Below are 15,291 nucleotides of genomic sequence, written 5' to 3'. Positions count from 1 at the left end.
ACCATCATGATTACCATGTACGGCATCAAAAATTGCGACACGATCAAGAAGGCCCGCAACTGGCTGGACAATGAACGTGTCAGCTACAGCTTCCATGACTATAAGGTCGCGGGCGTCGACAAGGCGAAGCTGGAGGAATGGGTGATGGAACATGGTTGGGAAACCGTCCTCAACCGGTCCGGCACGACCTTCAAGGCGCTGGACGCCGGGGACAAGGCGCATATCGATGCGGACAAGGCGATCCTGCTGATGATCACCAATCCCTCGATGATCAAGCGCCCGATCCTGGACACCGGCAAGCAGACGATCATCGGGTTCAAGGCGACGACCTACGAAAATGCCTTGCAGGGCGTGACGGCGTGATCGGGCGGGGGCTGGCGCGCATCGGACTGTTCCTGCTGATGAGCCTCACCCCCCTGTTTGCTGTCCCTGCCGCAGCCGAGCCGATCCTGATCGCCCATCGCGGCGCCAGCGGCGAACGGCCCGAACATACGCTTGCCAGCTATGAGCGCGCGATCGACCAGGGCGCGGATTTCATCGAACCCGATCTGGTGCTGACCAAGGACGGCGTGCTTGTCGCCCGGCATGAAAATGAGATTGGCGGCACCACCGATGTCGCCGATCATCCCGAATTTGCCGATCGCAAGACGACGAAGAAGATCGACGGCATCGATATGGTCGGCTGGTTCACGGAGGATTTCACCCTCGCCGAACTGCGCACGCTGCACGCGCGCGAACGGCTGCCCGACCTGCGCCCGGCCAACAAGCGCTTCAACGACCTGTATCAGATCCCGACCTTCGAAGAGATAGTGAAGCTGGTCCGCGCCAAGGAGGCCGAAACCGGCCGCCGCATCGGCCTCTATCCCGAAACCAAGCATCCCAGCTATTTCGCGGCCCTTGGCCTGCCGCATCAGGCGGCGCTGCTCGATCTGCTGAGCCGCTACGGCTATCAGACGGAGGCTGACCCGGTCTTCATCCAGTCGTTCGAGGTTGGCAATCTGAAAGCCTTGCGCGCCGCGACCCGGCTGCGCCTGATCCAACTGGTCGATGCGGAGGGCGGCCCGGCCGACATGCCCGGCACCAGTTATGCCGACATGCTGACGGTGCAGGGGCTGACGCAGATCGCCACCTATGCCGACGGGATCGGCCCGTCCGCTACGCTGGTGATCGCGCCCGAAGGCCCGACAGCCCTGGTCGGCCGCGCCCATGATGCGGGCTTGCAGGTGCATGTCTGGACGCTGCGCATGGAAAACAGCTTCCTGCCCGCCCAATATCAGCGCGCCGACGATCCGCAGGGGCGCGGCGACTTCGCCTCCTGGGTCCGGGCGATCGCCAATACCGGCGTCGATGGCATCTTCAGCGATTTTCCTGGGCAGGCCCGCGCGGCGATGGGACCGGCCCGCTAATCAGCCAGCGTGTTCCCGCGCAGGCGGGAACCCAGTCCCGCCGTCTGATCTGGGTTCCCGCCTGCGCGGGAACACGTTGCTCTTCACTGTGTAGCGCTTTTGCGCGAAAACTTCTTTCTCTCTCGCGTCGCTTGACTTGCCAAAGCGGCCGCGCGCGCGAATAACGGACCGATGCTGTCCCAGAAGACCCGTTACGCCATCCGCGCGCTCCAGCATCTTGCCGATCGCTACCGACAGGGTCCGGTGCCCCTCAACGAAATCGCCACGCGCCAGAATATTCCGGCCAAATTCCTGACCGTGATCCTGTCCGAATTGTCGCGGGAGGGGTTGGTGGCGACGCAGCGGGGCAGGGACGGGGGCTATTGGCTGGCGCTCGCGCCGGTGGATGTCAGCTATGGCGACATCGTCCGGCTGACGCGCGGCTCGCTCGCGCTCACCCCCTGCGCCAGCCGCTTCGCGCATGAAAGCTGCACCAATTGCCTGCCCGAATCGGAATGTCGCCTGCACCGCGTGATGCTCCGCGTCCGCGACGAAACCGCCAAGGTGCTCGACAGCATCAGCCTGGCGGAGCCGTTTGCGGTGGAGGTGGGGGAGTAGCTGGATACGCTGCTAAGCCTATGGGGTGGCGTTCCCCGGCGAAGTTGATGGGAGGCACGTGACTCCCATCAAGGGCCCAGTCCAGAGCGTAGAACTGGACCCCGGCCTGCGTCGGGGAACATCGTCTAGTCTAAGTCCCCTATAGAGATGGCCTTGCGTCGGCCTGTCCGCTTCGCCACATAAACCGCATGACCACGCCGCCGCTCAAAGCCGTCCTGATCCCCGTCACCCCGTTGCAGCAGAATTGCACGCTCTTCTGGTGCACGGCAACGATGCGCGGTGCCTTTGTCGATCCGGGTGGCGACCTGCCGGTGCTCAGGAAAGCCGCCGCCGATCAGGGCGTGACGATCGAGAAGATCCTCGTCACCCACGGCCATATCGACCATTGCGGCCAGGCCGGCGTGCTGGCCCGCGACCTGAATGTCCCGATCGAAGGGCCGCATGAGGATGATCGCTTCTGGATCGACCGGCTGCCGCAGGATGGGGAGCGCTGGGGATTGCCGGGTGAAAGTTTCGAGCCGGATCGCTGGCTCAAGGATGGCGATCAGGTGACGGTCGGCCAGTTGACCTTCGACGTCTTCCATTGCCCCGGCCATACGCCCGGCCATGTCGTCTTCCACCATGCGCCCAGCAAGCTCGCCATCGTCGGCGACGTATTGTTCCAGGGATCGATCGGCCGCACTGATTTTCCGCGCGGCAATCATCAGGATCTGATCGACGCCATCACCGGCAAGCTCTGGCCCCTGGGCGGCGACACCGCCTTCGTCCCCGGCCATGGGCAGATGAGCAATTTCGCCCATGAACGGCGCACCAACCCCTTCGTCGCCGATTCGGTGCTGGCGGGTTAAGCGAGCCTACTGCCGCAACGCCATCGCATCCGGGGCGGGCCGCTCGCGCGTCGCGGTGTAGGCTATCGTCAGCGCCACGATGCTGAGCGCCACCATGATGCCCCAGGTGAGCAGCGCGCCGCCCGCGCGCCAGACCGTCGGCTTGTCGGCATCCATGCCGAACGCATGGGCGACGCGCGCAACGATATAGGCCAGCGCGCCGATCGACAGCCAGAGCGACGCGCCCATCGCCATTTCGACCAGCGCGAACAGGATCAGTATGATCGGCGTATATTCGATATAGTTGGCATGCGCCCGCATCCGCTTGGCGAGCAGGCTGTTGCCCGCATCGCCATGCATCACCTTGTCGGTAATGCGAATCCGCGAACAGCGAATTGCCAGCGCCATGTTGAGCAGCGCGCAGGCGGCGGCAAAGGTCAGCGTGATCGGCAGCAGCATGGAATATCCCCTATAACGGCGGCCTGCACCCTAGGCCGCGTAGGCAACAGGGCAAGGGCAAAGGCAAGGCGGGGGCAGGAAGGACTTGCGCCCCGAACAAAAACCGCTATAGGCGCAGGGCTTCGCGATCACCCGGGCCGCATGGGTCTGCGGCGCCGTTGGCGTCAGCTTTTCCATGGGAACTGGCCGGTCGTACAACTTGATATTATACGGAACAAGGTGCCGACATGGCTGTCCCCAAGCGCAAAACTTCTCCCTCCAAGCGTGGCATGCGCCGCAGCCACGATTCGCTGCGCGTCGAAGCGTTCAACGAATGCTCCAACTGTGGCGAGCTGAAGCGCCCCCACAATCTGTGCGACGCCTGCGGGCATTATAACGGCCGCGAAATCGTCGCCGTCGGGGCGTAAGCCCATCCCCATCTCCGCAAAGGGGTGATCGCAGTGTCCAGTCAGCCGCGAATCGCAATCGACGCGATGGGCGGGGACGAAGGCGTGCGCGTGATGATGGCAGGCGTGGCATTGGCCCGCCGCCGTCATGACGGGCTGCGCTTCACCCTGTTCGGCGACGAAGAGCAGATCAAGGCTGCGCTCGACGGTCATCCCAACCTGCGCGCAGCGTCCGAAATCGTCCATGCCGATACGGTCGTGGCCGGGTCAGACAAGCCCAGCGTTGCGATTCGCAAGAAAAGCAGTTCGATGAGCATGGCGATCGCCGCCGTGAAATCGGGCCAGGCTGGCGCGGCCGTATCGGCGGGCAATACCGGCGCGCTGATGGCGATGGCGAAGCTGGCGCTGCGCACCATGCCGGGCGTCGATCGCCCCGCGCTGGCGGCGTTGCTGCCGACGCTGGGCGCCAATGACGTGGTCATGCTGGACCTGGGCGCCAACACCGAATGCGACGCCCGCAACCTCGTTCAGTTCGCGGTCATGGGCGCGGCCTATTCGCGCATCGCCTTCGACCTTGAACGGCCCCGCGTGCGGCTGCTCAATATCGGCACCGAAGACCTCAAAGGCACGGACGAGATTCGCGATGCTGCGTCCGTGCTGCGCAGCGCGACCAGCCTGCCGCTCCAGTTCGACGGCTTTACCGAAGGCGACAAGATCGCTCGTGGTGACGCCGACGTGATCGTGTGCGACGGTTTTTCCGGCAATGTCGCGCTCAAGACGGCGGAGGGCACCGCCCGCTTCGTCACCGACGTGCTGCGCAAGGCGTTCACCAGTTCGATCCGCTCGAAGATCGGCTTCCTGATCTCCAAGCCTGCGATGCACCTGCTCAAACATCATCTCGACCCCAACAACCATAATGGGGCGGTCTTCCTGGGCTTGAACGGCGTGGTCGTGAAAAGCCATGGCAGCGCGGATGAAAAGGGCGTGGCCAACGCCGTCCATGTCGCCGCCCGCCTGCTGGAAGAAGATATCACCCGCCGGATCGCCGCCGACATGGCCGGTATCCAGTCGCTGTCCGACGCCGCGTCCAAGCTGGAGCAGCCCGCCAAGTGATTCGCCGTTCCATATTGTTGGGCACGGGTTCGGCCTTGCCGGTGCGCGCCGTCAGCAACGCCGAACTGGCGGAGACAGTCGACACCAGCGACGAATGGATCGTCGAGCGGACCGGCATCCGCAACCGCTATATCGCCGGAGAAGGCGAAACGACCGCGAGCCTGGCCGCCGACGCCGCGCAGCGCGCGATCGACGCCGCGGGCATTACGGCCCAGGATATCGACCTCATCATCCTGGCGACGGCGACGCCGGACCAGACCTTCCCCGCCGCTGCGACCAAGGTGCAGGCGACGCTGGGCATCGATGATTGCGTCGCGTTCGACGTGGCGGCGGTCTGTTCGGGCTTCCTCTACGCCGTGACGGTGGCCGACAGCATGATCCGTTCGGGCGCTGCCAACCGCGCGCTGGTGATCGGGTCGGAAACCTTCAGCCGCATCCTCGACTGGGAAGATCGCGCAACCTGCGTGCTGTTCGGCGATGGCGCGGGTGCGATCGTGCTGGGCGCGAAGGAAAGCGCGGACGGCGCCGATCCTAAACAGGCGCGCGGCATCCTGGCCGCCAAGCTCCACGCCGATGGCCGCCACAACCAGCTTCTCTATGTCGACGGTGGTCCGTCCACGACGCAGACGGTGGGCAAGCTGCGCATGAAGGGGCAGGAAGTGTTCCGCCATGCCGTGGTGAACCTTGCCTCCGTGCTCAAGGAAGTGATGGAGCAGGCGGGGCTGGACCCTGCGGATATCGACTGGCTGGTCCCGCATCAGGCCAATGCCCGCATCCTGGACGCGACCGCGCGCAAGCTGAAACTGTCGCCCGACCGGGTGGTGGTGACCGTCGATCGCCACGCCAATACCTCTGCCGCGTCGGTGCCGCTGGCGCTCGATTGCGCGGTGCGCGACGGCCGGATCAAGCCGGGCGACCTGATCGTGCTGGAAGCGATGGGCGGCGGCTTCACCTGGGGCGCCTGCGTCCTGCGGGTTTGAGGGACGGCGCTTGCCAAAGCGCTGCCAATAGGTCACATTTCCGTCCGATCATCGATGGCGATGATCGTCGGGGCGAAGAAGTGGGGACGGGTCTATGGGCGACAATGCAACCTTGACGCGGGCAGACCTGGCCGAAAGCGTCAATCGCCATATCGGCCTGTCGCGCGCGGAAGCGGCGGCGCTGGTCGAATCGATCCTAGAACATATGTCGTCGGCGCTGGAACGCGGCGAAAATGTGAAGATTTCCAGCTTCGGCACCTTCGTCCTGCGCGACAAGACGCAGCGTATGGGCCGCAACCCCAAGACCGGCGTCGAAGTGCCGATCGAACCGCGCCGGGTGCTCACCTTCCGCGCCAGCCAGACGATGCGCGACCGGGTCGCCTCGGTTTAACGACCGGTCGACCGCTTTTCCTCTATTACCAGACCTTTACCATAGTTGACCTGGCTATGGTTATGAGTGCAACATCCCTGTCATGGAAAAGGCAGAGGGTGCATTTCTGACCATCGGCGAGTTGGCGGGCGAGCTTGGTCTTCCCCAGCATATCTTGCGCTATTGGGAAACGCGCTTCGTGCAACTGCGTCCGCTGCAGCGATCGGGCAACCGCCGCTATTATCGGCCGACCGACGTCGCGCTGGCGCGCCGCATCCACCAACTGCTCAATGTCGAGGGCTTCACGGTCAAAGGCGCGCAAAAGGTGCTGGTGGACGGCAATGGTTCGGCACCTGCAACCGTCACGACGCCCGCGCCAGAACCACTGAACCAGGCCGACCTCATCACCCGGCTTTTGACCATCCGCTCCGCCCTTGCCGAAGCGATCGGCGACTGACGTCTTATTTCGTGGGCGTGCGATAGGGGACGAAATCGCCCAGTGCGCAGGCACCCGTTGTGATGCCATTTTGCAGATTAGCGGTAGTGGCCATGTCACCCTTGCACATTTGCGATCCGAAACTGCGGGTGATCAGCGTGTCGCCAGCGGTCAGGCCGCTGCAACTGCCGATCAATTCATTCTTATACACCAGCGTGCGGCTGACGCGGTAGAGCAGCACATTGTTGCTGATGACGGTCAGGTTGGTCTGCGGCTCGCGATTGATGCAACTGGTCTTTTCGCCCGCCACCTTGCCGGCCAGCGCCCTGTCCAGTTTCGCCGTTTGCTTGTCGGTCAGCGGCCGTGGCTCATAACTGCCCGTACAGGCGGCCAGCAACATGCACGCCATGATGCCTATCCCAATGCGCATTGCACCTCTCCTTCTGTCTTTCGTCAAGGACGGCAATATAGCGCAATAACCGTCAGGCCGCGTCCTTTGCCTTACGCCGTTCCGCCAATTCCGCCACGTCGCGCGCGCGCATGAAGATATTGGTCGCGCGCTCCAGGCCGATGCTGGTGGGCACGGTCGCCTCACCGCGCGCGCGCGCCGTCTCCACGGCCGCGACACGCTGCGTCAGCGCCGCATTGTCCGGCTCGACGCCCAGTGCGAAGCGGCCGTTGGAAAGCGTATATTCATGCGCGCAATAGACGATCGTGTCGTCCGGCAGGATGGCGAAGCGCGCCATATTGGCGAACATCTGCGCTGCCGTTCCTTCGAACAAACGACCGCAGCCCATGGCGAACAGCGTGTCGCCCACGAAAATAACGCGGTCATCCGCCAGGTGATAGGCGATATGCCCCGCCGTATGCGCCGGCACCGCCATCACTGCCGCGACATGATCACCGATCCGCACGCTGTCGCCTTCCCCCACGGTCCGGTCGAGCGTGCCGATCTTGTCCGCCTCCGCCGCCGGACCGGTGATGATGCAACCGGTCGCGGCCTTGATCGCCGCATTGCCGCCGACATGGTCGCCATGCCAGTGGGTGTTCCAGATCTGGCCGATGGTCCAGCCGCGCGCGGCCGCCGCCTGCAACACCGGCTCCGCCACCGCCGGATCGATGACGACCGTTTCGCCGCTCGCCGCGTCGTGGAGCAACCAGACATAATTGTCGTTGAGCACGGGGATACGGACGACCTCCAGCATGGCGCTCACCAGACCCCGACATTGGGCATCGACGCCCAGGGTTCGGCCGGTTCCAGCCGTCCGTCCTGCAACAATTCTATCGAGATATTATCCGGCGTGCGCACGAACGCCATATGCCCGTCGCGCGGCGGTCGATTGATCGTCACGCCTGCATCCATCAAACGCTGGCAGGTGTCGTAGATATTCTCCACCCGATAGGCGATATGGCCGAAATTGCGTCCGCCATCATAGACTTCCGCCGGGCTGCCATCGGCGGGCGGCCAGTTGTAGGTCAGTTCGACCTGTGCGTCCTCATCCCCTGGCGCGGCCAGATAGACCAAAGTGAAGCGGCCCTGTTCGCTGTCGAAGCGCTTGACCTCTTTCAACCCCAGCAGATCGAAAAAGGCGATCGTCTTGTCGACGTCATGCACGCGGATCATGCTATGCAGGAATTTGGGCACATTCTTCTCCGTTCGTCGCCATAAAGGCACGGTTCATCTCAGTGGTCGTAGTTGTGCTTCCAAGATAAGGTCGCGCACCACCAGGCGGAAGAGGAAACGGACAATGGCGTTGGAAATGCGGGACAAGGTTTTGCTGGGCGGCGCGGCTTTGCTGGCGTTCGGGACGATCGCGGGCGGCTATCTGCTGGGCGACGGATTGAAGCGCGCCAAGGCGGCGGACCGGTCGGTCACGGTGCGCGGCCTGGCGGAAAAGGATGTGACGGCGGACCTTGCCACCTGGTCGATCAGCTATTCGGCAACCGGCTTCGACCTGCCCACCGTGCGCGCGGAAATCGACAATAATACTAAGGAACTGCAAGCCTATTTCACCGGCCTGGGCTTCAAGGCGGCTGACCTGACGCCGACCGGCGCGGGGGTGAACCAATATCTTAACAATGGCGTCAACACGATCACCATCACCCAGCGGATGCTGCTGCGCACGACCGACATCGCCCGCGCGCAAAAGGCGGTCGCCCAGCAATTTGACCTCGTCCGTCGGGGCGTGACGTTGCAGGAAGGGTCGGGGATGAAATATAGCTTCACCAAGCTGAATGACGTCAAGCCCGACATGGTCGCCGCCGCGACAAAGGACGCCCGCGCCGCCGCCGAACAATTCGCCAAGGATTCAGGGTCCGGGGTAGGGGGCATCAAGAGCGCCACCCAAGGCTATTTCTCGATCGACGCCCGCGATGGCGAGGGCGGCGACGGATCGAGCGACACGCCCTACAAGAAGGTGCGCGTCGTCACGACCGTTGACTTCTACCTGAAATAAAGCTGATCAGCAGCGGTTACGGCGGCGATCCCGCCGCGAACAACGATCGCTGCTGTCGCCGATGATCGCGCCGACCGCGCCGCCCACCGCCGCTCCTTCGGCGGTGCCAAGGCCGGTCGCGCTACCCACGACCGCGCCGCCCGCGCCGCCGATCAGGCCGCCGCGCGTCGCGCCGCGCGAGCAGGCGGTCGTCGCCATCGTCGCCACGACCAGCAGGCCGATGCCGATGCTTTTCTTCCAATAACTGTCCAACTCGCTGTCTCCTTCGTCAATCCCGCTACGGTCGAGCGAACGGGGCGAAGGCGTCGGCGGTTCCGTGACAAAGTCTTGCTGAGCCGCTTATCCCGCGGTCTTCGTAGCAGGCAAGCGCGACAGATTGTCCGCCGCCGCCTTGCCCGCGGGCGCATCCGGGGCCAGCTTCACCGCCCGCGTCCAGGCGGCGCGTGCAATATCCTCATGATCGGTCAGGACGGCGATATTGCCTTCCTCCAGCGCGACGGACGCATCGTCGGGCGACAATTGCACCGCCCGGGCGATATGTGCCTGCGCCAGGCTCATCTCGCCCGTACGCCGCGCCAGCGTCGCCGACAACAGCCAAGCCAGCGGATCTTTGGGCGCCTGGATCAGGGCGACGTCCAGCGAATCCCGCGCCGCATCCATCTCGTTCAGCGCCACCAGCGCCCGTGCCCGGTCCAGATGCACTTCGCCTTTTTCCAGCCCGTCGGGCAAGCCGCGCGCCAGCGCCGCGTCGAAATCATTGCGCGCCTTGGGCAGGTCGCCGCTCGCCATCGCGGCGTTACCGGCCTGCGCCCACAGCCGCGCCGCCTCCACCATTTCGTTGCTGCGCTCGGCTTCCTCCGCCGCCTGTTCGAAGGCGACGATGGCGGGCGTCCAGCGCTCCGCCCGGGCATAGGCAAAGCCCATGCAATGGCGCGCATAGAAGCTGCCGCCGTCGATCCGCCATTTCTGGGCAAAGGCCACCCCGGCGTCGGGCGATTCCATCGCCTGGTCCAGGCACGCCTGGAAGGGGGCGGCGAATTTGGCGGGAACGGGCACTTTGCCATCGTCCCGCGCGGGGGTGGCCGCTGCCGCCGGACGAGCCGCGGCCGCCGCGGCGGCGCGCTGTTCCTGCTTTTCCCGGCGGCTGCGGTCCATCACCGCTTCGGTTTCGGGGGAATAGGCCTGAAGCAGCAGTGGCAGGAGAAAGGGCATCAAAGGGCATCCACGTTTTGGGCCAGCTCAGCGACGGTGCGGATCAACAGGGCGATGTCGCCGTCGCGGGACAGCCGATGGTCGCCGTCCTTAATCAGCAGCGTCTGCACATCGGATGAACGCAGCTGCGCCGCCGTCTTGACCGCGACATACCATGGCACGTCGCGATCCTGCTGACCATGGAGCAGCCGCACCGGGCAGTCGATCGCGATCTCCGCTTCCAGCAGTCGCAACGCCTGCCCCGACTGCCAGAAGGCCAGCGTCGTCACATAGGGATCGTCGCTATAAGGCGTGGGTTCCTCGATCCGCCCTTCAGTCGCCAGCAGCGCCTTATCCGCGTCGGTGAAGCCCCATTCGGTGAAGTCGGGCGCGGCGGCAATGCCGATCATGCCCACCACCCGGTCCGGCCGCGCCAAGGCCACCAACAGCGCCAGCCACCCGCCCATGGACGACCCGACCAACACCACCGGCCCCTGCGTCAGCGCGTCGAGCAGCAGCAGCACGTCGTCGCGCCAACTCGCCAGCGTCCCGTCGGCAAAGCGCCCTTCGCTGGCGCCGCAACCGGCATAGTCCAGCCGCAACATCGCGCGGCTCTGTTCGGTGGCCCACTGCTCCAGCGCGACCGCCTTGCTCCCCTCCATATCGGACATATAGCCCGGCAAGAAGATGATGGTCGGTCCGATCCCGCTGCGCTGCCGATAGGCCAAACGCAGCCCGTCGGGCCGGGCGAACAGGGCTGGAGGCGCGCTAGGGGAGACGTTCACGATGGACTTCCTTGCGTTGGGTACGATCACGATCCCGCCTTAGACGGGCTTTTTGCAATGGCGAGAAAAATATTGAGAACAATGCGTTGACAGCTTTGGGGGACCCGGTTAGAGGCGCCCTCCTACCCCGTGCCCAGATGGCGGAATTGGTAGACGCACCAGCTTCAGGTGCTGGCGATCGCAAGGTCGTGGAGGTTCGAGTCCTCTTCTGGGCACCAGATTTTCTAGGGGCTTGAAATCCCTAGAAAACATTGGAATTGCAGGCTTTTTCACAAGCGTCTAGTACAAACGTACGAGGACGAAGCCAATGTGTTCCTACCTTCACAAAGCACCCAACGGCGTTCATTATTTCCGCATGTCCATACCATTGGACCTGCGCCCCTTCATGGGCGGCAAGCGGGAAATCAAAATGTCTCTAGGTCTAAAGGACCGGGACGCTGCCAAGCTACTCATCCCCGACCGTACCAAGGCCGCTCATAAGCTGCTGGACCAAGCGCGCCGGGATAAGGCCGCTGCTGGCAAGCCTGCATCTAAGCCGTCCGTTCCCAAGGTCGATCCCGTCATCGTGGAGAGCGATCCGGCATCAGATGACAGAGACTTTGAGATTGAGGAACTAGAGCCGATCATGGATGCCATGACTGAGGGTAGCAGCATTGATGCTTCTCCCGCTGACATTCTCAGGGCTGGGCAATTGCTGGTCCAGCATGAGCGGGAAATGGCTGAGATCGAACAGCAACGGCTTATCGGTCGTATGCTGGGCAGCAAGCGGGGTCGTGCATCGGAAACTGAAAATCAAGCCGTCGAGTACGAAGGCGGCACCCCAGCCCGTAGCGGCAAAGGCATCTATCTTGACACTGATATTGTCGATGGCTGGGCCGCTGAACGGAAGCCGTCGCCCCGTGGCAAGGATGCCTATTGGCGAGACGCTAAGCTGTTCAACAGCATGATAGGCCGGAAGTCCGTCGAGCAAATCACCAAGGCCGATGTGATGACCTATAAGCGGATGCTGATTGCTGACCCTAAGCGTTCGCAAATCAATGTACGGGACCGGCTGGCCTACCTTCGCACCCTGCTAGAGTGGGCAGCACAAGAGGACATTGTTCCGGTCAACGTCGCCCGTGATGTGAAAATGGCGGTCAGTGAGCGGGGCGAGAGGCGCAAGGATTTCAGCATTGATGACCTGAACGCGCTGTTCTCTGGCTCGGTCTATACGGCTGATAGGCGTTCCAAGGCTGGCTATGGGGAGGCTGCATATTGGATGCCGCTCATAGCTTTGTTCATGGGAGCGCGACGAGAAGAAATCGGCCAGCTTCGGGTCAGTGATGTAAAGCGCGTTCCTTACATGGATGCCGACGAACAGCGGCAAGAGGTCTGGTGCATCGACATTACCGACATTGGCGATGACGACGCCTTACCTAATCAGATCAAGAATGAGGCGAGTAGGCGGTTGGTCCCGCTGCATCCAAAGCTAATTGAAATGGGCTTTGTCGATTATGTGACCAAGTTGCCCGATCAAGCGGGACGGGTCTTTCCTGCCCTACAGCCTATCGGGATCGGCATGAAGCTGACTGACAAATGGGGCCAATGGTTCAGCCGGTACAAGCGGGCCTGCGGGATCGAGGATAAGGCGAAGGTCTTTCACTCCTTCCGGCATACATGGAAAACCCATGCCGTTGATGCCGGTATCCCTGAGCGGGTATGTCGCCAGTTCCAAGGGCATGAGGGGAAGGACGCTGCCGACAAATACGGTGCCGCCCCGTCAATGCGCGTCCTTGTCGATGCCATCGCCTCTTATCGTATCCCCGGCTTAAATATTCCTGCTAGGACTGAGGCATAGTTTGAACGGGGGATTGTATGGAAGCTAGTCGGCGTGAGCGGATAATCCTGTACGGCGTCGTGCCAATAGCTGCCGCATTGATCGGAGCGATCGGAACGGTTCTAGCGACTAGGATATTCGGCTCCGGTGACGCTGGCGACGCAATCAAAGCCGTGGTCATAGATAAGTCTATGGCCGCGCCGGTGAAAGCAAAGATGATTGAACTGATAAATAACAATGACAAACAGTTTTACGACTTCATGCGCTCGCTTGTCGGTACGGGGTCAATGCTAATTGCACTACTGATAGGCAGCGGATTTTTCAGTCGCAGGTAATTAACAGGCCGAAAAACACAGATACGGCGCTGCTATCCGGCAATCGGAACAGGCGGTATCTGTGTTGGGTGAGGCGACAAAGGGATTGCCCTATTTCGTCGATTTCCGGCCCGCTGAGAGTCGTCAGGAGGGTGGTCGGTATCATCCTGCCATTTCCTCTGCTCGACTCTCAGTGAGTCTCTGAGGCCGAAATAGAGCCGGTCGGTTTTTAGACGTTCGGCCCCAACGGGACGCCAGCCTCTTGCCGTGCCTTTTCCCCAGTCGGGACAGGCCGGTATCCGCTAGCCGTCTTGATGAAGTTGCCGACGCCTGCCGGGGCATCCGCCCATTTGCGGGCATTATATTCGGCTTGGGTCTGAGGCCGTCCAGCATTGCCGCTCTGGGCCTGCTGGGCCGCTCTGGCACGGGCCGGGGAATATCCGGTCGCTGACCATCCCGGCGCATATTGCGGAACCTGTGGAGCCGCTGGGGCGGGCTGCTGAGGCTGGGCAGCAGGTCGGGCGGCATGAGCCTGCGGCGTCGGGGATTGGAACTGGAATTGTGACGGCTGGGCAGGGGCCGGGGCAGCGCCTTCCATCGGCGCGGCCATGTCGGGCAGGTCCGGTACTTCTGCCGACGCGCTATCCTCATAGCCCAAGGCGTCGTAAATATCCCAGTCGGATACATCATCCGCTGTAGCGCCGTTGAGTACGGCCAACGCCTTTGCATCTTCCAGAACCATGGGGGCTAAGGCCTCCAGATGGCTTTCATCGCCGCTGTCATTATAGGCGGACAGGGCAGCATCATAAGCCTCTAGGGTCGGCTCATCGCTTTTTTGGATCAGGTCCATAGCGATTTCCAGCATAGGCCGGATGGCGGGCAGACGGTCGGCAAACTCGTTCAGCGCAAGGGTATAGGCTTGGTCGGCGTCAAGGCCGCTCTTGAAATGCGCCTGTGCCTTCTGCTGGACGGGTCGGGGATTGTGGCCGTGCAAGGCGATCAGCGACAGGGCTGCTTTCACCTTGATACGGGCGCGGGGATTAAGGTTCATTGCGTTGTTCCTCTATCAACTTCCCCAGCCGGTCCATCAGGACAGCGCTATAGGGTAGTTTAACATCCATGAGGGGAAGGGGGTCGGCACTCATGCCGGGGATCGGTGCCAGTAGGCCGTTGCGAATACGCTCGCCTAATTCCCAGAAGTAATCCCGGCACCGCTTGGCATCTAGGAACGGACGGCCTGCCGCGTTCCATAGGGCATGGACTTCCTCAGCCGTGCGCCGGGCTTCCTGTTGGCAATCACCGGATAGGTCGTAGAGTGCAGGAGATACCGGGCTACCGTCACGGGTCGGCCATCCTGCCTCATGATGGCTGGCTTCTTGAACAAGCACAACCGACAGGCTTGCTATTCGGCCATCAATGCCAGCGTCGATTAGCCTCTGACTGGGGTATTCCTTCATAAGCCAGATACCCACGGCGGACCATTCGATAGCGACCGTCACCATGTCGGCATAAGGCCCGGCCCGCTCCTGTAAGGATGACAAGTCCTTTGGCTGGCCGGGATATGTCATCACGGCCTTACTGTTGAAGCGGCGGCTAGTCTTATAGGCAGGGTGGTTCGGCTCCAATTTCCTCATGCCGCTATCCTGTTGCGGAAGCACCCACGGCGCAGGCCGGACAGGTAAATGTCGAAAGCCTCATGCGCATTGTCAGGAGCGAGCGCCATGATGGCGGGCGGAATGGCATCTGGCCTGACGGTAGTCAGATACTCATAGACATCATCGGGCAGGGCGGTGAAGCCATTGCAGGTAAAGTCCTTCTGCGCCGTCATGCGCGTCTGGTAGTCCCAGGACGCCCTACGGTAGCGGATAAGGAAATTGACGGTCAGTAGGTTATCGAAATCCGGGTTATACAGGACTTCTATATCCGTGAAGTGTGCAAGCCGGGCTTTCCGTTCGGCTAGGATTTCATCGGCAATCGTTGAGGCATAGCGTTCCTCAGCGGCAACAATATCCTTGGCAAGCTGTTGAGCCTTGGCAGTCGCGGCCTTCCCAACAAGGGGGATGGCGGCGGTCACCTTGGCATGATCGGAACGCAAGGCTTCAATCTCAGCGGCAAGGGCCACCGAGGTAACGGTATCTGTCATGGAATTTCCTTG

21 protein-coding genes and 1 tRNA gene are annotated in these 15,291 nt (G+C 62.5%); 12 read left to right on the top strand and 10 right to left on the bottom strand.

What is annotated here, in order from left to right; all coding sequences use genetic code 11:
- Positions 1-6 precede the first annotated feature (6 nt).
- The 4 genes from U5A89_RS18370 (at position 7) to U5A89_RS18355 (ending at position 2,851) form a co-directional block, all read left to right on the top strand.
- The gene (locus U5A89_RS18370; protein ID WP_338162462.1) at positions 7-363 is read left to right on the top strand and encodes an ArsC family reductase; all 357 of its coding nucleotides are present in this window, start codon (positions 7-9) and stop codon (positions 361-363) included.
- Positions 360-1,406, top strand: a complete 1,047-nt coding sequence (locus tag U5A89_RS18365; RefSeq protein WP_338162461.1) for a glycerophosphodiester phosphodiesterase — start codon at positions 360-362, stop codon at positions 1,404-1,406. Before U5A89_RS18370 ends, U5A89_RS18365 begins: the two co-directional genes overlap by 4 nt.
- A 171-nt stretch (positions 1,407-1,577) precedes the next feature.
- Positions 1,578-2,003 (top strand): RrF2 family transcriptional regulator, encoded by a 426-nt coding sequence (locus U5A89_RS18360; protein ID WP_338162460.1) that lies wholly within the window; start codon positions 1,578-1,580, stop codon positions 2,001-2,003.
- A gap of 188 nt (positions 2,004-2,191) precedes the next feature.
- Positions 2,192-2,851 (top strand): MBL fold metallo-hydrolase, encoded by a 660-nt coding sequence (locus U5A89_RS18355; RefSeq protein WP_338162459.1) that lies wholly within the window; start codon positions 2,192-2,194, stop codon positions 2,849-2,851.
- Between the two features lie 6 nt (positions 2,852-2,857).
- Here the strand turns inward: U5A89_RS18355 and U5A89_RS18350 are convergent, their stop codons facing one another.
- Positions 2,858-3,289 carry an MAPEG family protein gene (locus tag U5A89_RS18350; protein ID WP_338162458.1) on the bottom strand — a complete coding sequence of 144 codons (432 nt, stop codon included), beginning with the start codon at positions 3,287-3,289 and terminating at the stop codon, positions 2,858-2,860.
- A gap of 227 nt (positions 3,290-3,516) precedes the next feature.
- On the opposite strand from U5A89_RS18350, the gene rpmF reads away from it, so the two are divergent.
- The 5 genes from rpmF (at position 3,517) to U5A89_RS18325 (ending at position 6,595) form a co-directional block, all read left to right on the top strand.
- Positions 3,517-3,696 (top strand): 50S ribosomal protein L32, encoded by a 180-nt coding sequence (gene rpmF / locus U5A89_RS18345; RefSeq protein ID WP_056690759.1) that lies wholly within the window; start codon positions 3,517-3,519, stop codon positions 3,694-3,696.
- 33 nt (positions 3,697-3,729) lie between these two features.
- Positions 3,730-4,788, top strand: coding sequence for a phosphate acyltransferase PlsX (gene plsX / locus U5A89_RS18340; protein ID WP_445190668.1), 1,059 nt, complete (start codon positions 3,730-3,732; stop codon positions 4,786-4,788).
- Positions 4,785-5,768: a beta-ketoacyl-ACP synthase III gene (locus U5A89_RS18335; protein WP_338162457.1), complete on the top strand. Its 984-nt coding sequence runs from the start codon at positions 4,785-4,787 to the stop codon at positions 5,766-5,768. The genes plsX and U5A89_RS18335 overlap by 4 nt, the downstream gene beginning before the upstream one ends.
- Positions 5,769-5,862: 94 nt before the next feature.
- Positions 5,863-6,159 (top strand): integration host factor subunit alpha, encoded by a 297-nt coding sequence (gene ihfA / locus U5A89_RS18330; RefSeq protein ID WP_338162456.1) that lies wholly within the window; start codon positions 5,863-5,865, stop codon positions 6,157-6,159.
- Positions 6,160-6,241: 82 nt separating this feature from the next.
- Positions 6,242-6,595, top strand: a complete 354-nt coding sequence (locus U5A89_RS18325; protein WP_338162455.1) for a MerR family transcriptional regulator — start codon at positions 6,242-6,244, stop codon at positions 6,593-6,595.
- A gap of 4 nt (positions 6,596-6,599) precedes the next feature.
- Here the strand turns inward: U5A89_RS18325 and U5A89_RS18320 are convergent, their stop codons facing one another.
- The 3 genes from U5A89_RS18320 to U5A89_RS18310 are packed head-to-tail and all read right to left on the bottom strand — an operon-like array spanning position 6,600 to position 8,219.
- On the bottom strand, positions 6,600-7,004 hold the full coding sequence (locus U5A89_RS18320; RefSeq protein WP_338162454.1) for a hypothetical protein: 405 nt from the start codon (positions 7,002-7,004) through the stop codon (positions 6,600-6,602).
- Positions 7,005-7,056: 52 nt separating this feature from the next.
- On the bottom strand, positions 7,057-7,779 hold the full coding sequence (gene gloB, locus U5A89_RS18315) for a hydroxyacylglutathione hydrolase (RefSeq protein WP_338163103.1): 723 nt from the start codon (positions 7,777-7,779) through the stop codon (positions 7,057-7,059).
- Between the two features lie 5 nt (positions 7,780-7,784).
- Positions 7,785-8,219, bottom strand: coding sequence for a VOC family protein (locus tag U5A89_RS18310; protein WP_338162453.1), 435 nt, complete (start codon positions 8,217-8,219; stop codon positions 7,785-7,787).
- 103 nt (positions 8,220-8,322) lie between these two features.
- On the opposite strand from U5A89_RS18310, the gene U5A89_RS18305 reads away from it, so the two are divergent.
- A complete protein-coding gene (locus U5A89_RS18305) occupies positions 8,323-9,030 on the top strand; it encodes an SIMPL domain-containing protein (RefSeq protein ID WP_338162452.1) in 708 nt (235 codons plus the stop codon).
- A gap of 6 nt (positions 9,031-9,036) precedes the next feature.
- On the opposite strand, the gene U5A89_RS18300 is transcribed toward U5A89_RS18305, so the two are convergent.
- The 3 genes from U5A89_RS18300 to U5A89_RS18290 all read right to left on the bottom strand — a co-directional run bounded on the left by U5A89_RS18300 (position 9,037) and on the right by U5A89_RS18290 (position 11,006).
- A complete protein-coding gene (locus U5A89_RS18300; RefSeq protein WP_338162451.1) occupies positions 9,037-9,282 on the bottom strand; it encodes a YMGG-like glycine zipper-containing protein in 246 nt (81 codons plus the stop codon).
- Between the two features lie 87 nt (positions 9,283-9,369).
- Positions 9,370-10,242 (bottom strand): tetratricopeptide repeat protein, encoded by an 873-nt coding sequence (locus U5A89_RS18295; protein WP_338162450.1) that lies wholly within the window; start codon positions 10,240-10,242, stop codon positions 9,370-9,372.
- Positions 10,242-11,006, bottom strand: coding sequence for an alpha/beta fold hydrolase (locus tag U5A89_RS18290; RefSeq protein WP_338162449.1), 765 nt, complete (start codon positions 11,004-11,006; stop codon positions 10,242-10,244). Before U5A89_RS18290 ends, U5A89_RS18295 begins: the two co-directional genes overlap by 1 nt.
- A 131-nt stretch (positions 11,007-11,137) precedes the next feature.
- Here U5A89_RS18290 and U5A89_RS18285 point away from each other — a divergent pair.
- Positions 11,138-11,224: transfer RNA gene (locus tag U5A89_RS18285), tRNA-Leu, on the top strand.
- A gap of 89 nt (positions 11,225-11,313) precedes the next feature.
- Entirely contained in the window at positions 11,314-12,843 is a 1,530-nt protein-coding gene (locus U5A89_RS18280) for a site-specific integrase (RefSeq protein ID WP_338162448.1), read from the top strand.
- Positions 12,844-13,365: 522 nt separating this feature from the next.
- Here U5A89_RS18280 and U5A89_RS18275 read toward each other — a convergent pair.
- Genes U5A89_RS18275 through U5A89_RS18265 form a run of 3 tightly spaced genes read right to left on the bottom strand, consistent with a single transcriptional unit; the run spans position 13,366 to position 15,279 of the window.
- Entirely contained in the window at positions 13,366-14,187 is an 822-nt protein-coding gene (locus tag U5A89_RS18275; RefSeq protein ID WP_338162447.1) for a hypothetical protein, read from the bottom strand.
- Positions 14,177-14,770: a hypothetical protein gene (locus U5A89_RS18270; RefSeq protein ID WP_338162446.1), complete on the bottom strand. Its 594-nt coding sequence runs from the start codon at positions 14,768-14,770 to the stop codon at positions 14,177-14,179. Before U5A89_RS18270 ends, U5A89_RS18275 begins: the two co-directional genes overlap by 11 nt.
- A complete protein-coding gene (locus tag U5A89_RS18265; protein WP_338162445.1) occupies positions 14,767-15,279 on the bottom strand; it encodes a hypothetical protein in 513 nt (170 codons plus the stop codon). The genes U5A89_RS18270 and U5A89_RS18265 overlap by 4 nt, the downstream gene beginning before the upstream one ends.
- Positions 15,280-15,291: the final 12 nt, after the last annotated feature.

It is taken from the genome of Sphingobium sp. HWE2-09 (assembly GCF_035989265.1).
GTDB lineage: Bacteria > Pseudomonadota > Alphaproteobacteria > Sphingomonadales > Sphingomonadaceae > Sphingobium.
Note: the sequence above shows the minus strand (reverse complement) of the source record. Positions and strands in the feature narration are given on the sequence as shown.

Bases quoted from the DNA above. Each gene is read 5' to 3' on its own strand.
- U5A89_RS18370 (WP_338162462.1), top strand. From the start codon at position 7: ATGATTACCATGTACGGCATCAAAAATTGCGACACGATCAAGAAGGCC.
- U5A89_RS18320 (WP_338162454.1), bottom strand. From the start codon at position 7,004: ATGCGCATTGGGATAGGCATCATGGCGTGCATGTTGCTGGCCGCCTGT.
- ihfA (WP_338162456.1), top strand. From the start codon at position 5,863: ATGGGCGACAATGCAACCTTGACGCGGGCAGACCTGGCCGAAAGCGTC.
- U5A89_RS18280 (WP_338162448.1), top strand. From the start codon at position 11,314: ATGTGTTCCTACCTTCACAAAGCACCCAACGGCGTTCATTATTTCCGC.
- U5A89_RS18270 (WP_338162446.1), bottom strand. From the start codon at position 14,770: ATGAGGAAATTGGAGCCGAACCACCCTGCCTATAAGACTAGCCGCCGC.
- U5A89_RS18360 (WP_338162460.1), top strand. From the start codon at position 1,578: ATGCTGTCCCAGAAGACCCGTTACGCCATCCGCGCGCTCCAGCATCTT.
- U5A89_RS18265 (WP_338162445.1), bottom strand. From the start codon at position 15,279: ATGACAGATACCGTTACCTCGGTGGCCCTTGCCGCTGAGATTGAAGCC.
- U5A89_RS18305 (WP_338162452.1), top strand. From the start codon at position 8,323: ATGGCGTTGGAAATGCGGGACAAGGTTTTGCTGGGCGGCGCGGCTTTG.
- U5A89_RS18295 (WP_338162450.1), bottom strand. From the start codon at position 10,242: ATGCCCTTTCTCCTGCCACTGCTGCTTCAGGCCTATTCCCCCGAAACC.
- gloB (WP_338163103.1), bottom strand. From the start codon at position 7,779: ATGCTGGAGGTCGTCCGTATCCCCGTGCTCAACGACAATTATGTCTGG.
- U5A89_RS18350 (WP_338162458.1), bottom strand. From the start codon at position 3,289: ATGCTGCTGCCGATCACGCTGACCTTTGCCGCCGCCTGCGCGCTGCTC.
- U5A89_RS18355 (WP_338162459.1), top strand. From the start codon at position 2,192: ATGACCACGCCGCCGCTCAAAGCCGTCCTGATCCCCGTCACCCCGTTG.
- U5A89_RS18275 (WP_338162447.1), bottom strand. From the start codon at position 14,187: ATGAACCTTAATCCCCGCGCCCGTATCAAGGTGAAAGCAGCCCTGTCG.
- rpmF (WP_056690759.1), top strand. From the start codon at position 3,517: ATGGCTGTCCCCAAGCGCAAAACTTCTCCCTCCAAGCGTGGCATGCGC.
- U5A89_RS18325 (WP_338162455.1), top strand. From the start codon at position 6,242: ATGGAAAAGGCAGAGGGTGCATTTCTGACCATCGGCGAGTTGGCGGGC.